This is a genomic window from Rhodococcus sp. ACS1 (assembly GCF_002300155.1).
GTDB lineage: Bacteria > Actinomycetota > Actinomycetes > Mycobacteriales > Mycobacteriaceae > Rhodococcus_F > Rhodococcus_F koreensis.
Genome location: NZ_NSDZ01000001.1, coordinates 23,684 through 38,533, shown reverse-complemented (window position 1 = coordinate 38,533; position 14,850 = coordinate 23,684). Strand labels below are relative to the sequence as shown.

The following is a 14,850-nucleotide window of genomic DNA, read 5'->3' as shown; positions in this document are numbered from 1 at the left end:
CGACGCGCGTGAACCCCGACGTAGATGGGCATCGCTGTCGCGCAGGTCACACCATACGAATTCTGAATTCAGAATGCAATAGGCAGGAATTCTGAATTGCGGTCTACACTGAGCCAAGCGCGATCAGCAGATCGCAGAGGAGGGATGTATGGCTGCGCTTCCGGTTCCCCCCTCGCGCACAGAGCAGGTTTACGACGCCATCGTCGACGAAATCTGCCGCGGCGAGCTACCCGGAGGCACCGTCCTCCGTCAAGAGCTGCTCGCTGAGCGGTTCAATGTCTCCAGGCAGCCGATCCAGCAGGCACTCCTTTTGCTGAAGTCGCACGGTCTGGTGCGAGAAGTCGGTAAGCGCAGCCTCGAAGTGGTCCCACTCGGCGAGAAGCTGGTCGTGGACCTGTATGAGATGCGCGCAGTGGTCGACGGGCTCGCGGCCCGGCGCGCAGCCACTCGTCATACTGATCGAGACCGCGAATACTCCGTGCAGTTGCTAGCCCAGGGACGGCAAGCAATGGCCGATCGATCGTTCGCGCACATGATCGCCGCAGACATGGAGTTTCACGAGCATTGGATCAAGGCCGCCGACAACGCCTTCCTCACCGAAAGTGCCGCCGCCCTATTCCACAGCGTACGGAGGGTAATGGGTGAGATCCTCCGCCATAGTGGAACCCCTCAGTGGGTTTGGGATGATCATCGCAAGATTCATGAAGCAATCGCCGCGGGCGACGCGAACACCGCAGAAGCATTGGCGAAGGAACACGCTCAACACGGTACTGAACTCGTCCTGAACGCGATGAAGAGAGAAGGGGCGCCATCTCTCGCGTCTAACCTCAAGTGAACCGCCTCGAGGAGGCGGATGCGTTGAACCTTCGGGACTTTCAGTGCGGCCGCGGTGCGGCACCGACCCGTGTAACGGGTGGGCAAATCGCGGACGGCGGGCGTAACTGCCGCGATAGCGTCGACCGGCGAACGGCCTGAGGTATTCGCATGAACTTGTCGTATGGTTCCGCCGCGCCGATTCGACCTGACCGCAGCGACGCTCGTCAGCCACCGTGTCCGGCGCCGCTCTCCTGGGACGCATGGCCGGACACCGGGTGTGGGGCTTCGTCGCGGCCTGCGCGGTGATGATGGCGGTCAGCGTCGGTGCCGCTGTCGCCCACAACGACCGGATACACCCACGCTCTGAACTGGGACCTCGATCCGCCCCGCTGGACCTGAACAGTCAGAGGTTCCAGCACCGAAGTTCTCCAACGTCACCGCATCCCAGACCAGCCCGAACAGCTCCAGGAACTGCCACCACAACGCCAACGCCCGCGCGTAGGACTTCACCGTATTCGGCGACACCTGCTGGGCCCGAAGATATTCCAGGTACTCCTCCACCGGTACCACCGGGCGATGATCCGAGCCGAGCACCGTCCAGGTGTGGCCCCCGCCCTCGGGCAGGACCAGCCGCTGCACCCGACAACACGTCCCGACCGTTCCTGTGATCGTCGTCACATCCGTAGCGTAACCACCCCGGATAGAACGTCCGCGACAGACACGCCGACCGTCGTAAAGAACTCTCACCATTCGTTGCGGACGGTGGTCACGCAACCCCAGATAGGACGTCGGCATAACAGGGTGGTGACGTCGTAGAGCACCAAGCTCAATCCGCCGGTCGCGGCGGCATGCTCGAAACATTTCTTCGCGACCCGGTCTCGGTAATCGTTTGTGGCGCAACGCTTCAATGCGTTGGCGTAGGTGTTGCGGTGGGCCGGGGTCAGGCCGATCTCGGCGACGACCCGGCTGGTGTCGCTCATCGATGTCGGCTCGACGAGCCGGCCGAGGACCAGCTGGAAGAACGCGTCGTCGTCGACAGCGTCGAGACCCAGGCGTCGCCATCCGGTCTCGATCGCCTCGATCAGCCAGCGGGACCGTTTCGTCGCGATCACCGATCCGCGTTCCCCACCACCGCCGAGGTCGAGGTCGAGTTCCTGCTGGCCGGCCTGCAGCTTTTCCCGGGCCGCCTGCAACAGTGCCGCCAACTCGCCCTCGGTGTGGGCGGAACCGAGGTGCTCAAGGATCTTGTGGCGGCCCCCGTCCTTCGCGGCGATCTGCACCGCCGTCGCCCCCGACGCGGTCCGAACCTTGCGGATATAGGCAGCCACAACCGGCGATCCTACCGACCGATTAGTGCCCCATATCCCCGACCCGCGAATCCACTACCAGCACAAACGCCAGCCGAAGCCGGAAATCCCCATCGACCTGTGCAAGTCAGGTGAAGAGAACCGAGCAGGAAATCAGACCGAGAGCCTCGCTGCGCGCACGAATCCTGCACGCCAGCGCTCTACACCTAGCGTACGGCGCTCAGGCATCACTGCCAGAGGTTGAGCCGCTGGCCATCATGTGTGAAAAGCAAGGACTGGTTAGGACTTTGATCGACGAGTCTGACTGCATTGGCCACCTGCTCGTCGACCTTCAGCGCCAATCTGAGCCACCTGTCGCAGCCTCATTCCTCGCCCGTGTGCTCTCGACGGATCGCCTTCCTCAGCCTGGCAACACAGCACGCGCGTGATTAGCACCTCGGAATTTGGCCAGACCTCGCGACGTCTCGGCCTCAGCTGCATGCGGGCGGAATATGTCTCCTAGCAGGGTAATCAGGTAGGACTCGACTACCGTGCGCGCTCACGGTAGAAGAGGTCCGCCCATGACAAATGCCCACCCCGTTGCGAGTTCTCAGACACTCTCGTATCTGCCGTGTAGCGTCTGCGAGGGATTGATACCGAAGCGCCGCCGATACATGGCTGCAAAGCGAGGCGCGTGTGCGAATCCCCAGCGATACGCGACATCTTCGACCCGTGTCATGACGTCGCCGCGGGCTTGCACGAGGTCGGCATGCGCCCTGTCGAGGCGCACCGTTTGCAGATACCTCATGGGTGTGGTGCCCAGATAGCGATTGAAACCTTGCTGAAGACTCCGTACGCTCACGCCCGTTCGCGCTGCGAGCACCGCGGTTGTGATGGCTTGGTCTGCGTGAGTGTGCATGAACTCGACGGCTTCCCGCACCACCCCCGGCGCGGGAAGCCGTGGATTCGTGAGGCCGATTTCGGGCAGTTGAGCCACCAGGAGCCCAGTCAAGATCAGGTCTTCGTACTTCGCGGTGATCTGTGAGTTCCAGCTGACGTCGGGACCGTCGTTCAGGTCCGACACCACCGTCTTGATGATGCGCAGCCAGCATCGTCCGCGCCGCTGATTGGCATCGACTACAGGATTCAAGGGAAGCTCTGTCGGCCATACCTTGTCGAAGGTCTCGGCAAATAGCTGCTCGAGTCGGAGACGATCGATCTTGACCGCGAGTTGCGTGCAGTCTGCGCTCCATCGCATGGATACCGGGGAGGTCGGTCTGAGAACTGGTGCACACGACGGCGACGCGTTGATGTGATCGTTGCCGTGTACGACACTGGCGCGACCTGAGAGCAGGATGTTGATGTTGTAGTAAGTTCCCAGCGGCTCAGGATCGACGACTGCTTCCGCACCGAGCTTCAGGTAGACCAGATCGATCGACCCCACCCGCGCCGCGCGCGCGACAGCTAGGAAATCATTACCGCGAGACATCATCGGGTCGAGCCGATGTGGGCTGAACAGGTCAGCCAGCCGTGCGTTCGACTCGGCGGGATCCGCCGAACGCAGCACTTCGCGCCCCGTTTGTGCCCAGGTAGTCATGGTGTCAAGCATTCCTCGACGAATGCGAGTCGACGGAGACAGTAGGCCCGAGCACGGTGATGAAGCTCGATGGAATGACCGACTCCGGCCTGTAGGTCGACTCGAATATCTGGGGTTGACGTGAAGCGCGCGCGCATGGTCTCCCGCGCCTGCACGTCAGATCGCCAGATGTTGTCGTGCTCGGCGAATGTCAGGCTAACCGGCATTTTGATCGTGCGCGCCACAGCTGGCACCAGATCGGACCAACCAACAACGTCGATCAATTCGGGCATTGGCAGAGGGCGAAGGAGATTGGAATTCTGTGTTACCTGCTCAGCGGAAAAGGTTCCGGCCGGTCCAAACATGACTTGGGCGTGCGAATCGGCGGGGAGAGAGAGCGTCGGTGCGTTGTCGATCATTGATTCCCACATCTCACGGAGCCCGGGCTGCCACACTTCACCAAGTCCGCTGATTTCGACCCCATGGACTAGATCAGTCGTGTTCGATGCCACGCAAAGGGCGAGCATTCCGCCGATGGAGTGACCGACGATGACTGCTTGCGTCGTTGGCGCAACCTTTGTCGCGATCGAATCTACGGCTGCGGAGAGAATTCGGGTCTGGGCAGCGAACGACAGCAGCGTCGGATCGATGCCTGCGGTCGCGCCGTACCCCGGACGATCGAGAGCAACGACGGTGTAGCCGAGCAAGGCACCAAGCCCGAGGAGCGAATCCGGCCCCATGTCGTAGTAGCAAGAATCGTATGTTCCGCCGTGCAAGGCGATGATCAGTCCGCGGGTCACGGTGCGCGGGCCTGCGATGCGGCCCGACAGCTGAAGCTCTTCAGCGTCGACGACCAGTTCAGTTGTGGTAGACATCGCGGTCATGGTGGTTGCCCTTACTCGATGAACGAATCGTACCCGATGGGGGATTCCGCGCAGCGTCCGTGAGGTGACCAGACGCTGGTGGTGGGGCCAATCGGGTGACGTGCAGGTGCATCGGGATAGTTTTGGTTGATGAAATCTGGCGGCTTGTCGTCAAATGTTCCGTGAATCGTTAGCAGAGCAGGTCGAAGATCGTGTCGGCGAGGAATCGCGGACGAGCGAGAAACGGGCTGTGAGACCCTGGTATCGAGACCGGGACCGTTCCAAGACGGGCCGGCACGACGGAGGAAGCCCAAGCCGGTGAGATCGTGCGGTCGTCCTCGCATGCGAGGTAGTAGGACGGGACCTCAGGGAACTTGGCTACGGGACTCGATTCGCTCATCGGTGTTGGCGACTGTGGTCGTAGCTGGGTGACTGCGTGCCGCGCAACATCTTTCGGGCAGTCATGGAAGAATAGTTCTTCGGCCACGTCGGGCGGCCAACGCAGGCGTCCTTCCACATCCCTCTGCTGATGGGGGAGTGCGTGCTCATAGAACCAACCGCTCATGGGTGGGACAACTCTGCTCTGCTCGATCCAGGAAACGCCAGGGTCGGGGATGAGAGACGCAAGGTAGACGAGTGCAGAAACCTCGACATGATCAGGTACCAAGGGGAGCGCAAGACCCGACATGGAATGGCCAACGACCACGTCCTGTCCAGGATTGCGAACCGCGGCGGCGATTAGGCGCGCGTAGTCAGATGCCCCGACATCTACCTTGTCGGACGGCAATTCCACGGCGGTAGCGGTATGCCCATACTCGTTCAGAACTGCGATTTGATCAGCCCAGCACCAGGCGCCATGCCATGATCCGTGAACCAATACGAAATGTGTCATTCGCGTCTAATTTCCTTGCATAAATGAAATCGGCTCAACATCTTCCGGGTCGGATTTCCGTCTCACCTGCAGAACCGATGCCGCATACAAGCCGCGGAAGCATTTCGGGAGTGCTTGAATTTTCATCGTGAAACACCCTATCGACTTGCTCGGAATGATTCGCGAGAGCGATGCGCAATCGCTCAATGTTGTCGGATCGAATTGCGTCTAGAAGCTGCCCATGGGACTCGATGCTGTGGCTGACTCCGCCCTCATGGTCGGGAATAAACTGCGCTTTGATCACGCTGTTGCTCAGAATTGTCACAAGTGCTCCGTACAAGTCCGTGAGATACGGGATGGAGGCGACTCGGGCAATTGCAAGGTGAAATCTCAGGTTAGCTATAAAGAATGCCTTGGGATCTCGGCGCACCGCCTGGATTTCGTCGAGTGCCCACGACATCGTTTTCACGCCCTCTGGGGTCACTCGATGGAATGCCATCTCGCAGAGAAGAGTATCCATGGCGAGCCGGGCTTGGAATACCTCGCCGACGTCCGCAACCCCCTGGAACCACATATCTGCGACCCCGATGCGAAGTTGCGGCGGCACTTCGTTGACGAAGATACCGCCGCTAGCGCCACGCTTCACGACGATCAGGCCGCGTTCTCGCAGAATTTGTAGAGCTTCATTCATGACGGCTGGGCTCACGCTGTATTGCTCGATCAAATCTGTACGAAGGCCGAGTCGATCGCCCGATCGCCCCGCAGAATCGAGGATATCTTTCTCGATTTGCGTCGCCAAATACTCGGCGCGAGACCCGGTTGCTCCGACTCCGTCGATAGAATATGGTGACATGTTTGTCATTTTATCACCCGAAACTCGTCAATTTAATTCGGTATACCCCCCAAGGGGGCGGCTGTAGGGCTGAATCAATCGGGGCCGAATAGGTTTGCCGGACACATCCGACCCCGAAGGCGACTCAGCTGGCCTGCGCGGATTCACGACTTTCTTCGAGAAGGAACTGGCGGACCACGTTTTCGAACTCGACAGACTTGTCGATCTGTACCCAATGACCGCACTCGGCGAAGACTTGAAGGCGAGCGTCGGGTAGACGTTTGGCGAGCTGCTCGGATGTGGTCACTGGGATGATCCGATCATCTCGACCGTGGATGAGAAGCACCTGGCAGTCGACCTGCGCGAGTTCTTCGCTCGAAACGCAGAGTGCCTCAATCCATCGCTGGCGTGGCGCCGGGAACATCGACGCGTACGCGTCCTGGACTCCAGGGCGCATCGATGCGAGGTAACGCCGCTCGACCAGGTCGTCGCTCGGGACGTCGGAGCTATAAGTGAACTGCGGTAGCAACTCACGCATGGCTGCCAGCGAGGGTTCGTACCCCCACGCGGCGTCGAGACCATCCGTAAGGTCGAACGGAACGCCGACGCTTCCCATCAGGACAAGACGCTCCACCCGGCTGGATTGCGTCGCGGCCAGGCTCAGCGCCAACGCACCACCGAAACTGTTCCCGACCACGGAACAACGTTGTACCCCGAGGGCGTCGAGGAATCCGCTGATGTGCTGAACCCAGCTCTTGAGGTTGTACTGCACCGTCTCCGGTGGCACGGTGTGGCCGAAACCGACGATATCGGGGGCCAGAACCCTGAAATGCTTGCTCAACCCGGGTATCGCCAGTCGCCAGTTGGCATGGGCGGTGACACCTGGTCCGGACCCGTGCAGGAGCAGCACCACCGGGCCGGAGCCGACGTCGTGGTAATTGGTGGCGATTCCGTCAATGTCGATTGTCTGGCCAATCTCATCCATGCGGTACCTTCGCCTTCTCTCGAATTGAGTTCGGCATTAGCGCTTCCCGATGACGCTCACGTCGCCGGGATTGATCAGATCGGGGACGGTCCAGCCGTCGATGTCGTACTCTGCCATGCACCGATCCACCATGTCCTTGTAGTAATCGGTCTGACCGGTCTGCATCTGTCCCCACAACGCCTCAAGGCGAATGTTTTCGTGGTTGCCTGCGTAGTTGCGTTCGTACAACTCATGGCGCCCACCGAATTCGCTACCGATGGCATCCCAGATGAGCTTCATGAGTTTGGCGCGTTCTTGACCGGTCTTGCCGCCACTACCTCGCAAGTATCGGTCGAGGTAGGGTTCAATCTCGGGATTCTTCCAGTCGACGGCGTTTGAGTTGTTGTAGATCAGGGCACTTCCCAGGTCCTGTTCGAAGATCTCTTTCGCCCGAGGATAGATAGTCGTGGCGAGCAACCGATAGGCCGCGGTCGCATCGACATTGGGGATGAAGGTGCCGTCCGACCACGGTGTGGGGTTATCGACCATGGAATCTGTGAAACTCTTCAGCATGTTCCTGTAGCAGATGAGTTCACCAACTCGCGACTGGACTCCACGGAACTCGCTCGCACCGGTCATCTCGAGCCCGCGCATGAGCAACCCGATCAGGAAGTCGAATTTGACTCCGAGCCGGACGCATCCCTGCATTAGTGCACGGAAAATGAAGCCCGAGCCGGCGGCGAAGTTGTTCGCCTTGTCGACGTCGTAGCAGAACACGTTCTCCCACGGCACGAAGACGCGATCAAAGACGAAGATGGCGTCGTTCTCGTCGAGCCGGCTAGACAACGGATAGTCGAACGGGCTGCCGATCGTCGCCGCCGCGAATTCGTAGGAAGGACGGCAGAAGAGTTTGAGTCCCGGTGAGGCGACCGGCACGATGAAGACTCCAGAAAATTCCTTGCTCTTGATCGGCAACGGGCCGTAATTGCCGATGAAGTTGTAGTGGGTGAGCGCGGAATTCGTCGCGACAACCTTTGCTCCGCTGACGATCAGGCCGCCGTCGGTCTCTTCGTCGACGTGCATGAACACGTCACGTGCTGCGTCCATTCCCTTGTCCCGGTCGACCGGCGGGTTGACGATGGCGTGGTTGAAGTAGAGGACCTTTTCCTGTGCCTCCCGATACCAGCGTCGGGCATTGTCGTCGAACGGCTTGTAGAACTCGGTGTTGGACCCCAGCGTGCTGATGAAGGATGCTTTGTAGTCCGGGCTGCGCCCCATCCATCCGTAGCTGAGACCCGCCCATTCTGCACAGGCCTCCGCCCCTTGCCGCAGGTCTGCAGCCGAGTACGGGGACTTGAAGAACGGGTGGGTGTATCCACCACTGCCGGTGTCAGTGGGCACAACGAGTTTGCCCTGCTGCGCCGGATTGTGCAGTTCGTCGTACAGGCGGGCCGTCATGCGGGCGGAGTTGCGGAAGGCTGGGTGAGTCGTGACGTCTTCGACGCGCTCGCCGTAGATGTACACCTCACGTCCGTCGCGAAGACTCTCCAGATACTCGGCGCCGTTGAGGGGCCTGTCGGCGGGGGGAGTGACCTTGTTGCCACCGGAACTTGCAAGTGTCTCAGTCATTGGAACCTTTCTTACGGTGCAGGTCTTCCGGCGTCTTACGCGACCGGCTGTTGATAAAGGGGGACTTCGCCGTGCCAGCCCGGAGCGCCAGTATCGATGGGGGTCGGCGGTGCGGATGTCGAGGTGTGTCCCAGGTGGTGGAAATCGCCTCGGTAGAAGAGGAGTGGTTGTCCCTCATTGACCGTGCAGCGCTCGACCCGTCCGATGACGAGAACGTGATCGCCGGCGCTGACGATGTCGTGAGGAGCGCATTCGATAGTTGCGAGACAGTCGGCCAGGACGGGAGTACCGGCGCCGTGCCATGTGAAGTCAGCGTTTGCGTCTGGTACACCAGCAAAGTGCAGTCCGACCGACTGTTGTTCGCGGCGAAGGACATTCACTGCAAATGGTTGGCCCGGAAGGTGTGCCGCGGCCTTACTTTTGGTGCCCATGGATACGAGCACCAGCGGTGGTGTCAGTGACACGGAAGTGAAAGAGTTAACGGTTGCACCGTGGGGGTCCCCTGCCGGTGTCCGACTGGTCACGACCGTGACACCGGTCGTGAAATTTCCGAGGCAGTCCCTCAGTAGGCGCGGATCGATTTCCATCGGAGTTCTCCAAAACGCTGAATGGGTGAATGAGCACGGAGATGGAGCGTCACGTTACTGCGTTCATGAAGCTGTCGCTCATTTCATTCCCGACGTAGAAGATGCCCTTGTCGAGATGGTCCGCGGTCCAGGTGATCGGCTTCCAGTCGGGGAATGTCGTGTAGCCGCCGGCGAAGACTTCATTGCGGTTGCCGGCAGGATCGAAGAAGTAGATGGTCGTTCCTCGGGTGATGCCGTGCTGCTTGGGTCCTTCCTCGACGGGAACTCCGTCGTCACCGAACACCTGCCCGGCTCGAAGCAACGTGGACCAGTCCTGCAGTTCGAAGGCGAAGTGATGAAGCTTGCCGTTCTCGCCGGACAGGATCGCGATGTCGTGGGGCGTGTTGCTGCAGAACATGAACGTGCCGAGGAGGTTCTGCTGCTCGACATCGTCGATAATGCGCTCTGCCGGGCGGAAACCAAGGCATTCGGCGAAGAACCGCTCGATGAGCGCGACATTGTCGCTAGTAATAACGGCGTGGTCGAGGCGCGGAACGGACGCTCCGACGGGATGGCGGGGGGCGACAGCGGGATTGAGGATCCCGAGTTCGTTGCCCACCCACTCCGCCTCTGCATAGAGCTCGAGTACGTGTTCGGATGGAAGAATCACCCGGACGCCGTCGCCGATTCCGAGGTTGTCCCCGTGGCTCATTCTCTCGGTTGAGCAGCCGAACTGCTGAACCTTCTTCTCGAACGTGGCGAGGTCATCGACGGTTTCGCATTTATAGCCGAGCTTGACCAGTCCTGCCCCACCCTGCTCGAGGACGACGGAGTGGTGATCGTGCTCGTCCCATGCCTTGAGGAATACACGTCCTTCGGTGTCGCGGGCGACCTCTTTCATTCCGAGTGTGTCGGTGTAGTACGAGACGCCTTGTTCGATGTCGCTTTGCCTCGCATGCACGTAGCCGAGTCGCATAACACCCATATCCTGCTCCCTTCAGCTGTCTTGTTCGTCGCGACAGGTCCGCCCGGAGCGGAGCGGAAGGCCTCGCGATGCGTTCCTGGAGGCTGGCAATTCGCGTAAGGCCATCCCGCGCTCGGGGCAGCAGGCTCAGCTGCAATCTGTCGCACAATACTGATAGTATGGCGTGAATCACAGGTCGTCAAGATGCCTTCTACCTGCGCCTAAGCCTACATCCATCTTTGACTGAGGCAATACTATCGATAAATGGCCGGATTCTGTAGGTAGATTCAATCTTCTGCTCGTGCAAGACGAGAAGAGTGACAGAGAGGTTGTGGCCAATGGCCCCACATTCCGATTGCGGTGGCTCGGTCCGGATCCTTCCGGCCGACGAGATCTTCGAAACGCTACCGCGCGAAACCGTCGTCGAGGCGGTTCGCAGAGCTGGATACCGAATTCGATACGCATGCCGCCGGGGCGGATGTGGTGCATGCAAGGCGACTCTCGTCTCCGGCGAGGTCATCTACTCCGCAGTGATAGTCGATGAACTTATTTCTACCGCCCAGGGTGAGGAACGAACATGTCTGCCCTGTCAGGCCATTCCAGTCGGAGACATCAAGATCCGGTTACACCCACGCGATCGATTGAGGAGGATCGCACCGGGGCTGCCGAGACGAACCGGTACCGGACAAGGTGGCAACCGATGAACGCCACAGCCGCGAGTCGTGCACGGGCGCTATACGACGCACGTAGCAAGCGGATGCCGATCCTCCCCTTCACGGACGACGATCCGACCCTCGGTATGGCCGACGGTTACGCCATTCAGCAGGAGCTAGTCGCGTTGTTGCTGGCAGACGGCGATCGCATAATCGGGCACAAGGTAGGGCTGACCTCCGAACCGATGCAGCAAATGGTCGGAGTTGACTCCCCTGACTACGGCCCAGTCCTCGCCTCGACGGTCTACGGCGAGGGCGAGGTGATCCCGCTCGACCGGTTCATTGCACCTCGAATCGAGGCGGAGATCGTGTTCGTGCTCGGGTCCCGATTGCAGGGCCCCGGGGTAACCGTCACTCAGGCGAGGTCCGCGATCGCTGGCGCAGTGGCCGGCATGGAGATCGTCGACTCGCGGATCACAGACTGGAGAGTTCGATTGGCCGACACCGTCGCTGACCTCGCGTCGAATGGCGCGATGACCGTCTCGAGCCGAATCGTGCCGCTCGCCGACTTGGACACTCGGCTGATTGGCATGACGCTGACCCGCAACGGAGAACTGATCGATACGGGGGCGGGGGCTGCGGCGCTCGGCGACCCTGTGGCCGTCGTGGCTTGGCTGGCGAATGTGCTCGGCACCACGGGCACCTCGCTGGAACCTGGGCACCTGATCATGACCGGCGCGCTACACGCCGCCATACCGATGACTCGCGGAGACGTCTTCCGGGCCGAGTTCGACCGGCTCGGTCCGGTCACCGTCCGCGTCGGGGGTGAGTCGTGAATCCGGCGACCGTTTCCGAACTTGCTGGTCGGTTGACTGCGGCGGTGGCGAACCGGCGGCCGATCGAGAAGCTGTCCGCAGAGTTCGCTGAACTCGACCTCCCAGGCGCGTACCAGGTGCAGCGGCACCTCCGCGCCTCCGGCGGCGCGTTGGCGGGTTGGAAACTCGGGCTAACGTCGCGGGCCAAACAGGTGCAGGTCGGTGTGGACGACCCGGTTTACGGCTTCCTCTCGGGAGTGAACGCAGTCGACCTGGGCGCGCCGTTGGAAACGGCACAACTGATACAACCGCGGTGCGAGCCCGAGATCGTGTTCATTCTCGGCCGAGAGCTGGCTGGTCCGCACGTCACAGCAGTAGATGTCCTCGCCGCGACGTCCGGTGTCGCGGTCGGCATCGAGGTCCTCGACTCCCGCTACATCGACTACCGCTTTACCACGGCAGATGTCGTCGCTGATAACACCTCCGCAGGCCGATTCGTCGTTGGGACACCAGAATCGCCTGACACGATCGACCTACGGCTGATAGGGGTCGTGCTGGAGAAGAACGGAAAGGTCGTCGCGACTGCCTCGGGTGCGGCGTCCATGGGGCATCCGGCCGCGGCGGTCGCCTGGCTGGCGCGTCGTTTGGCTGCCGAAGGTGAGGCGCTGCGTGCGGGCGAGATCGTGTTCTCAGGTGGCCTCACCGCGGCAGTACCGGTGGGTGCCGACGATGTCGTGGTGGCCTCGATAGACCGGCTCGGCAGCGTGGAACTCGGCTGCCGTTGATTCCCCTCCGGTATACGGACCCGGTTCGGGACAAACAATGTCCTCATTCCAGAGGGCTCAAACGTAAGGAGTTCAAACGATGCCACTCATTCAAGTGACGCTTGCCCGCGGACGCACCCCCGAGCAGCTCCACACCCTCGGTAAAGCCCTGACAGACGCAGTCGAGCAGGCGGTGGGAGCGCGGCGCGGGTCCATCCGCGTGGTGCTCACCGAGTGCGAACCGCAGCACTGGTTCGTTGGCGGGGAGACGCTCGCCGATCTACGTGAATCGTCGGGGCGCTGACACGGATCCGCAGTGGATCACGTGGGCGTGGTTTGCCCGGCCCTGCAGGCCGATGGCAAGCGCACGCCCAATGGGGCAGGTCAGAGCGATCGCCGCCGCCCTCGACGCGATCGAGGTCGCGCAGGGCGATGGCCTGGCCGTCTCGGGCATGTCCGAGAGCCCGCGACAGGTGCCGGTCGATATCGACGAGCTCTGGTAGGTCTGTGATTGTCGCGTCAGCACCCATCGCCGGGGGCCGGATGCCGTCATCGCCTTCATCGTTGTGCCCGTCTTGCGCGCTCAGGTGGCGGGCAGACATCACGGTGCGGTGTACCCGTCCCCGTTGCCGACCGACGCGTAATGGGTGACTATCCGACTGTTGCTACCCACAGGTTGTGGTGGCAAACCCAGAAATCCGAAAAGTGTTGCCGCCGTGTCGTAGTCGCGGCACTAGTGCGCCTCGTTGGGCTGCGTGGCGCGGCGGCAACTGTTCGCGCGCATCTGCGGCGGCAACCGTCGACACCATCAAACAGGGTCGCGCCGCTAACCGCCCGACCATTCGCCCGACCCCGACTATCGGGCGCCCACTACGTGTGCAGATTTGCCCTCCCGACGATCGATCAAACTTACGCGTCGACCGGATGGCATGTGCGTTTTTTGGATCACGCTGGAGTGCTGCGCCTCCCTAGTGTTCATTTCTAAGAAATGTGACATCCAACACGTTGAACGACCCATCTAGGAGACCGATGCAGTACATCGACAACGAAGCCGAGACAAATACACAGGTGGACACGGATTTCGACCATCTGGACACCACGCCCACACGTGAAGAAGTCTTGAACGAATACGCCTCGATGCGCGAAAAGTGCCCCGTCGTGCACAGCCCCCGTTACGGTGGCTTCGTCCATGTCACGAGATACGACGATGTGCGTGCGGCGACGACGTCACCAGAGAGTTTCAGCTCTGCGGACGGAATCTTTATTCCACCCAGTGGGCTGCCGCGAATCCCTCCGTTGGAGTTCGAGGGCGACGAGCACCACGCTTGGCGATCGATCATGCAGGCACCTATGACCCCCGCGCAGGTTCGGGTGATGCAGCCGGCGATCCAGGACATCGTGACGAAGCAGATCGACCGATTCGCCAGTGAAGGTCATGCTGAGCTCGTCTCCGCATTGGCAGAGCCTGTTCCCGTCTATACGATTGGGCTCTTGGTCGGCCTGTCCGATGCCTCGGCAGCCCGCATGCGTCCTATTGCGAAGTCCTTGTTCGACTCGATCGGGACCGACTCGTTCGACGACCACATGCGGGTGTTCGCGGAGTTCACCGGTGCCGAACTTGAATCGCGTCGGAAGGAACCGCGGGAAGACTTCCTGTCGCAGCTTGCCACTGGCACTTTGGGTGACATGGAGCTCGACGACGCCGCGATTGCTGGCGTGCTGGTTGCGCTTCTCGTCGGTGGACATCACTCGACGGCGTCAGCATTGTCCGGTCTGTTTCACCACATAATGACCGTGCCAGGTATACGAGACAAGGTCTCTGATCCACGTTCATTGGCGAAAGTGATCGAGGAGAGTCTGCGTCTGACAACGCCGTTGCAGCTGTTCGCTCGCACGGCGCTGCAGGACGTATCCATCGGAGGCACATCAGTGGCTGCGGGCACCAGACTCTTCGTGAACTTCGCATCGTCGAATCTCGACCCTCGCCAGTTCGACGATCCCGAGAAGTTCGACATGGATCGTCGACCGAACAACCACTTCGCCTTCGGGTTCGGCGAACATCTGTGCATTGGTCGCCACCTTGCCCGCGCTGAGCTGCAAATTGCAGCGACCGAACTGTTCCGCAGGCTGCCTGACATCGCGGTTTCGGGTGACGTGCAATTCACCGGGCTTGAAGGCGGGACGCTGATGGAAATCAGCAGTCTGCCAGTGACCTTCACCCCTGAAAAGTCAGCTTAGCAGCCAAGATCGT

The 14,850-nt window shown here is 60.9% G+C and carries 17 protein-coding genes; 7 read left to right on the top strand and 10 right to left on the bottom strand.

Annotated features, from left to right (window positions below; all coding sequences use genetic code 11):
* Positions 1-148 precede the first annotated feature (148 nt).
* Positions 149-835 carry a GntR family transcriptional regulator gene (locus CJ179_RS00210; protein WP_095860309.1) on the top strand — a complete coding sequence of 229 codons (687 nt, stop codon included), beginning with the start codon at positions 149-151 and terminating at the stop codon, positions 833-835.
* A gap of 296 nt (positions 836-1,131) precedes the next feature.
* Here CJ179_RS00210 and CJ179_RS51205 read toward each other — a convergent pair whose 3' ends face one another.
* From CJ179_RS51205 to CJ179_RS00160, 10 genes are all read right to left on the bottom strand, one after another.
* Positions 1,132-1,494 (bottom strand): site-specific integrase, encoded by a 363-nt coding sequence (locus CJ179_RS51205; protein WP_218834796.1) that lies wholly within the window; start codon positions 1,492-1,494, stop codon positions 1,132-1,134.
* Positions 1,495-1,559: 65 nt separating this feature from the next.
* Positions 1,560-2,144, bottom strand: a complete 585-nt coding sequence (locus CJ179_RS00200) for a hypothetical protein (RefSeq protein WP_257015193.1) — start codon at positions 2,142-2,144, stop codon at positions 1,560-1,562.
* A 568-nt stretch (positions 2,145-2,712) separates the two neighbouring features.
* Positions 2,713-3,699 (bottom strand): AraC family transcriptional regulator, encoded by a 987-nt coding sequence (locus CJ179_RS00195; RefSeq protein ID WP_179377473.1) that lies wholly within the window; start codon positions 3,697-3,699, stop codon positions 2,713-2,715.
* Positions 3,696-4,553, bottom strand: a complete 858-nt coding sequence (locus CJ179_RS00190) for an alpha/beta hydrolase (RefSeq protein ID WP_218834795.1) — start codon at positions 4,551-4,553, stop codon at positions 3,696-3,698. Before CJ179_RS00190 ends, CJ179_RS00195 begins: the two co-directional genes overlap by 4 nt.
* A gap of 178 nt (positions 4,554-4,731) precedes the next feature.
* The gene (locus tag CJ179_RS53920; protein ID WP_095860306.1) at positions 4,732-5,433 is read right to left on the bottom strand and encodes an alpha/beta fold hydrolase; all 702 of its coding nucleotides are present in this window, start codon (positions 5,431-5,433) and stop codon (positions 4,732-4,734) included.
* A gap of 34 nt (positions 5,434-5,467) precedes the next feature.
* Positions 5,468-6,265 (bottom strand): FadR/GntR family transcriptional regulator, encoded by a 798-nt coding sequence (locus CJ179_RS00180; RefSeq protein WP_218834794.1) that lies wholly within the window; start codon positions 6,263-6,265, stop codon positions 5,468-5,470.
* A 124-nt stretch (positions 6,266-6,389) separates the two neighbouring features.
* Entirely contained in the window at positions 6,390-7,229 is an 840-nt protein-coding gene (locus tag CJ179_RS00175) for an alpha/beta fold hydrolase (protein WP_095860304.1), read from the bottom strand.
* A 36-nt stretch (positions 7,230-7,265) separates the two neighbouring features.
* The gene (locus tag CJ179_RS00170) at positions 7,266-8,837 is read right to left on the bottom strand and encodes a 4-hydroxyphenylacetate 3-hydroxylase N-terminal domain-containing protein (protein ID WP_095860303.1); all 1,572 of its coding nucleotides are present in this window, start codon (positions 8,835-8,837) and stop codon (positions 7,266-7,268) included.
* A gap of 35 nt (positions 8,838-8,872) precedes the next feature.
* Entirely contained in the window at positions 8,873-9,424 is a 552-nt protein-coding gene (locus tag CJ179_RS53915; protein WP_218834793.1) for a flavin reductase family protein, read from the bottom strand.
* 49 nt (positions 9,425-9,473) lie between these two features.
* Entirely contained in the window at positions 9,474-10,388 is a 915-nt protein-coding gene (locus CJ179_RS00160; RefSeq protein WP_095860302.1) for a catechol 2,3-dioxygenase, read from the bottom strand.
* A 317-nt stretch (positions 10,389-10,705) separates the two neighbouring features.
* Here CJ179_RS00160 and CJ179_RS53910 point away from each other — a divergent pair, with 317 nt between their 5' ends.
* The 6 genes from CJ179_RS53910 to CJ179_RS00135 all read left to right on the top strand — a co-directional run bounded on the left by CJ179_RS53910 (position 10,706) and on the right by CJ179_RS00135 (position 14,837).
* Positions 10,706-11,071, top strand: a complete 366-nt coding sequence (locus CJ179_RS53910; protein WP_095860301.1) for a 2Fe-2S iron-sulfur cluster-binding protein — start codon at positions 10,706-10,708, stop codon at positions 11,069-11,071.
* Positions 11,068-11,856: a 2-keto-4-pentenoate hydratase gene (locus CJ179_RS00150; RefSeq protein WP_095860300.1), complete on the top strand. Its 789-nt coding sequence runs from the start codon at positions 11,068-11,070 to the stop codon at positions 11,854-11,856. The genes CJ179_RS53910 and CJ179_RS00150 overlap by 4 nt, the downstream gene beginning before the upstream one ends.
* A 44-nt stretch (positions 11,857-11,900) precedes the next feature.
* Positions 11,901-12,620, top strand: coding sequence for a 2-keto-4-pentenoate hydratase (locus CJ179_RS00145; RefSeq protein WP_257015190.1), 720 nt, complete (start codon positions 11,901-11,903; stop codon positions 12,618-12,620).
* A 79-nt stretch (positions 12,621-12,699) separates the two neighbouring features.
* Positions 12,700-12,903: a 2-hydroxymuconate tautomerase gene (locus tag CJ179_RS00140; RefSeq protein WP_095860298.1), complete on the top strand. Its 204-nt coding sequence runs from the start codon at positions 12,700-12,702 to the stop codon at positions 12,901-12,903.
* A 70-nt stretch (positions 12,904-12,973) separates the two neighbouring features.
* Entirely contained in the window at positions 12,974-13,102 is a 129-nt protein-coding gene (locus CJ179_RS52475; RefSeq protein ID WP_257015187.1) for a hypothetical protein, read from the top strand.
* Between the two features lie 526 nt (positions 13,103-13,628).
* Positions 13,629-14,837 carry a cytochrome P450 gene (locus CJ179_RS00135; RefSeq protein WP_095860297.1) on the top strand — a complete coding sequence of 403 codons (1,209 nt, stop codon included), beginning with the start codon at positions 13,629-13,631 and terminating at the stop codon, positions 14,835-14,837.
* Positions 14,838-14,850 lie beyond the last annotated feature (13 nt).

Excerpts from the sequence above, each read along its gene's own strand:
- CJ179_RS53915 (WP_218834793.1), bottom strand. The coding sequence starts at position 9,424 with ATGGAAATCGATCCGCGCCTACTGAGGGACTGCCTCGGAAATTTCACG.
- CJ179_RS00175 (WP_095860304.1), bottom strand. The coding sequence starts at position 7,229 with ATGGATGAGATTGGCCAGACAATCGACATTGACGGAATCGCCACCAAT.
- CJ179_RS00135 (WP_095860297.1), top strand. The coding sequence starts at position 13,629 with ATGCAGTACATCGACAACGAAGCCGAGACAAATACACAGGTGGACACG.
- CJ179_RS00160 (WP_095860302.1), bottom strand. The coding sequence starts at position 10,388 with ATGGGTGTTATGCGACTCGGCTACGTGCATGCGAGGCAAAGCGACATC.
- CJ179_RS00195 (WP_179377473.1), bottom strand. The coding sequence starts at position 3,699 with ATGACTACCTGGGCACAAACGGGGCGCGAAGTGCTGCGTTCGGCGGAT.
- CJ179_RS00170 (WP_095860303.1), bottom strand. The coding sequence starts at position 8,837 with ATGACTGAGACACTTGCAAGTTCCGGTGGCAACAAGGTCACTCCCCCC.
- CJ179_RS00190 (WP_218834795.1), bottom strand. The coding sequence starts at position 4,553 with ATGTCTACCACAACTGAACTGGTCGTCGACGCTGAAGAGCTTCAGCTG.
- CJ179_RS00210 (WP_095860309.1), top strand. The coding sequence starts at position 149 with ATGGCTGCGCTTCCGGTTCCCCCCTCGCGCACAGAGCAGGTTTACGAC.
- CJ179_RS53910 (WP_095860301.1), top strand. The coding sequence starts at position 10,706 with ATGGCCCCACATTCCGATTGCGGTGGCTCGGTCCGGATCCTTCCGGCC.
- CJ179_RS00140 (WP_095860298.1), top strand. The coding sequence starts at position 12,700 with ATGCCACTCATTCAAGTGACGCTTGCCCGCGGACGCACCCCCGAGCAG.
- CJ179_RS52475 (WP_257015187.1), top strand. The coding sequence starts at position 12,974 with ATGGGGCAGGTCAGAGCGATCGCCGCCGCCCTCGACGCGATCGAGGTC.
- CJ179_RS00180 (WP_218834794.1), bottom strand. The coding sequence starts at position 6,265 with ATGTCACCATATTCTATCGACGGAGTCGGAGCAACCGGGTCTCGCGCC.
- CJ179_RS53920 (WP_095860306.1), bottom strand. The coding sequence starts at position 5,433 with ATGACACATTTCGTATTGGTTCACGGATCATGGCATGGCGCCTGGTGC.
- CJ179_RS00150 (WP_095860300.1), top strand. The coding sequence starts at position 11,068 with ATGAACGCCACAGCCGCGAGTCGTGCACGGGCGCTATACGACGCACGT.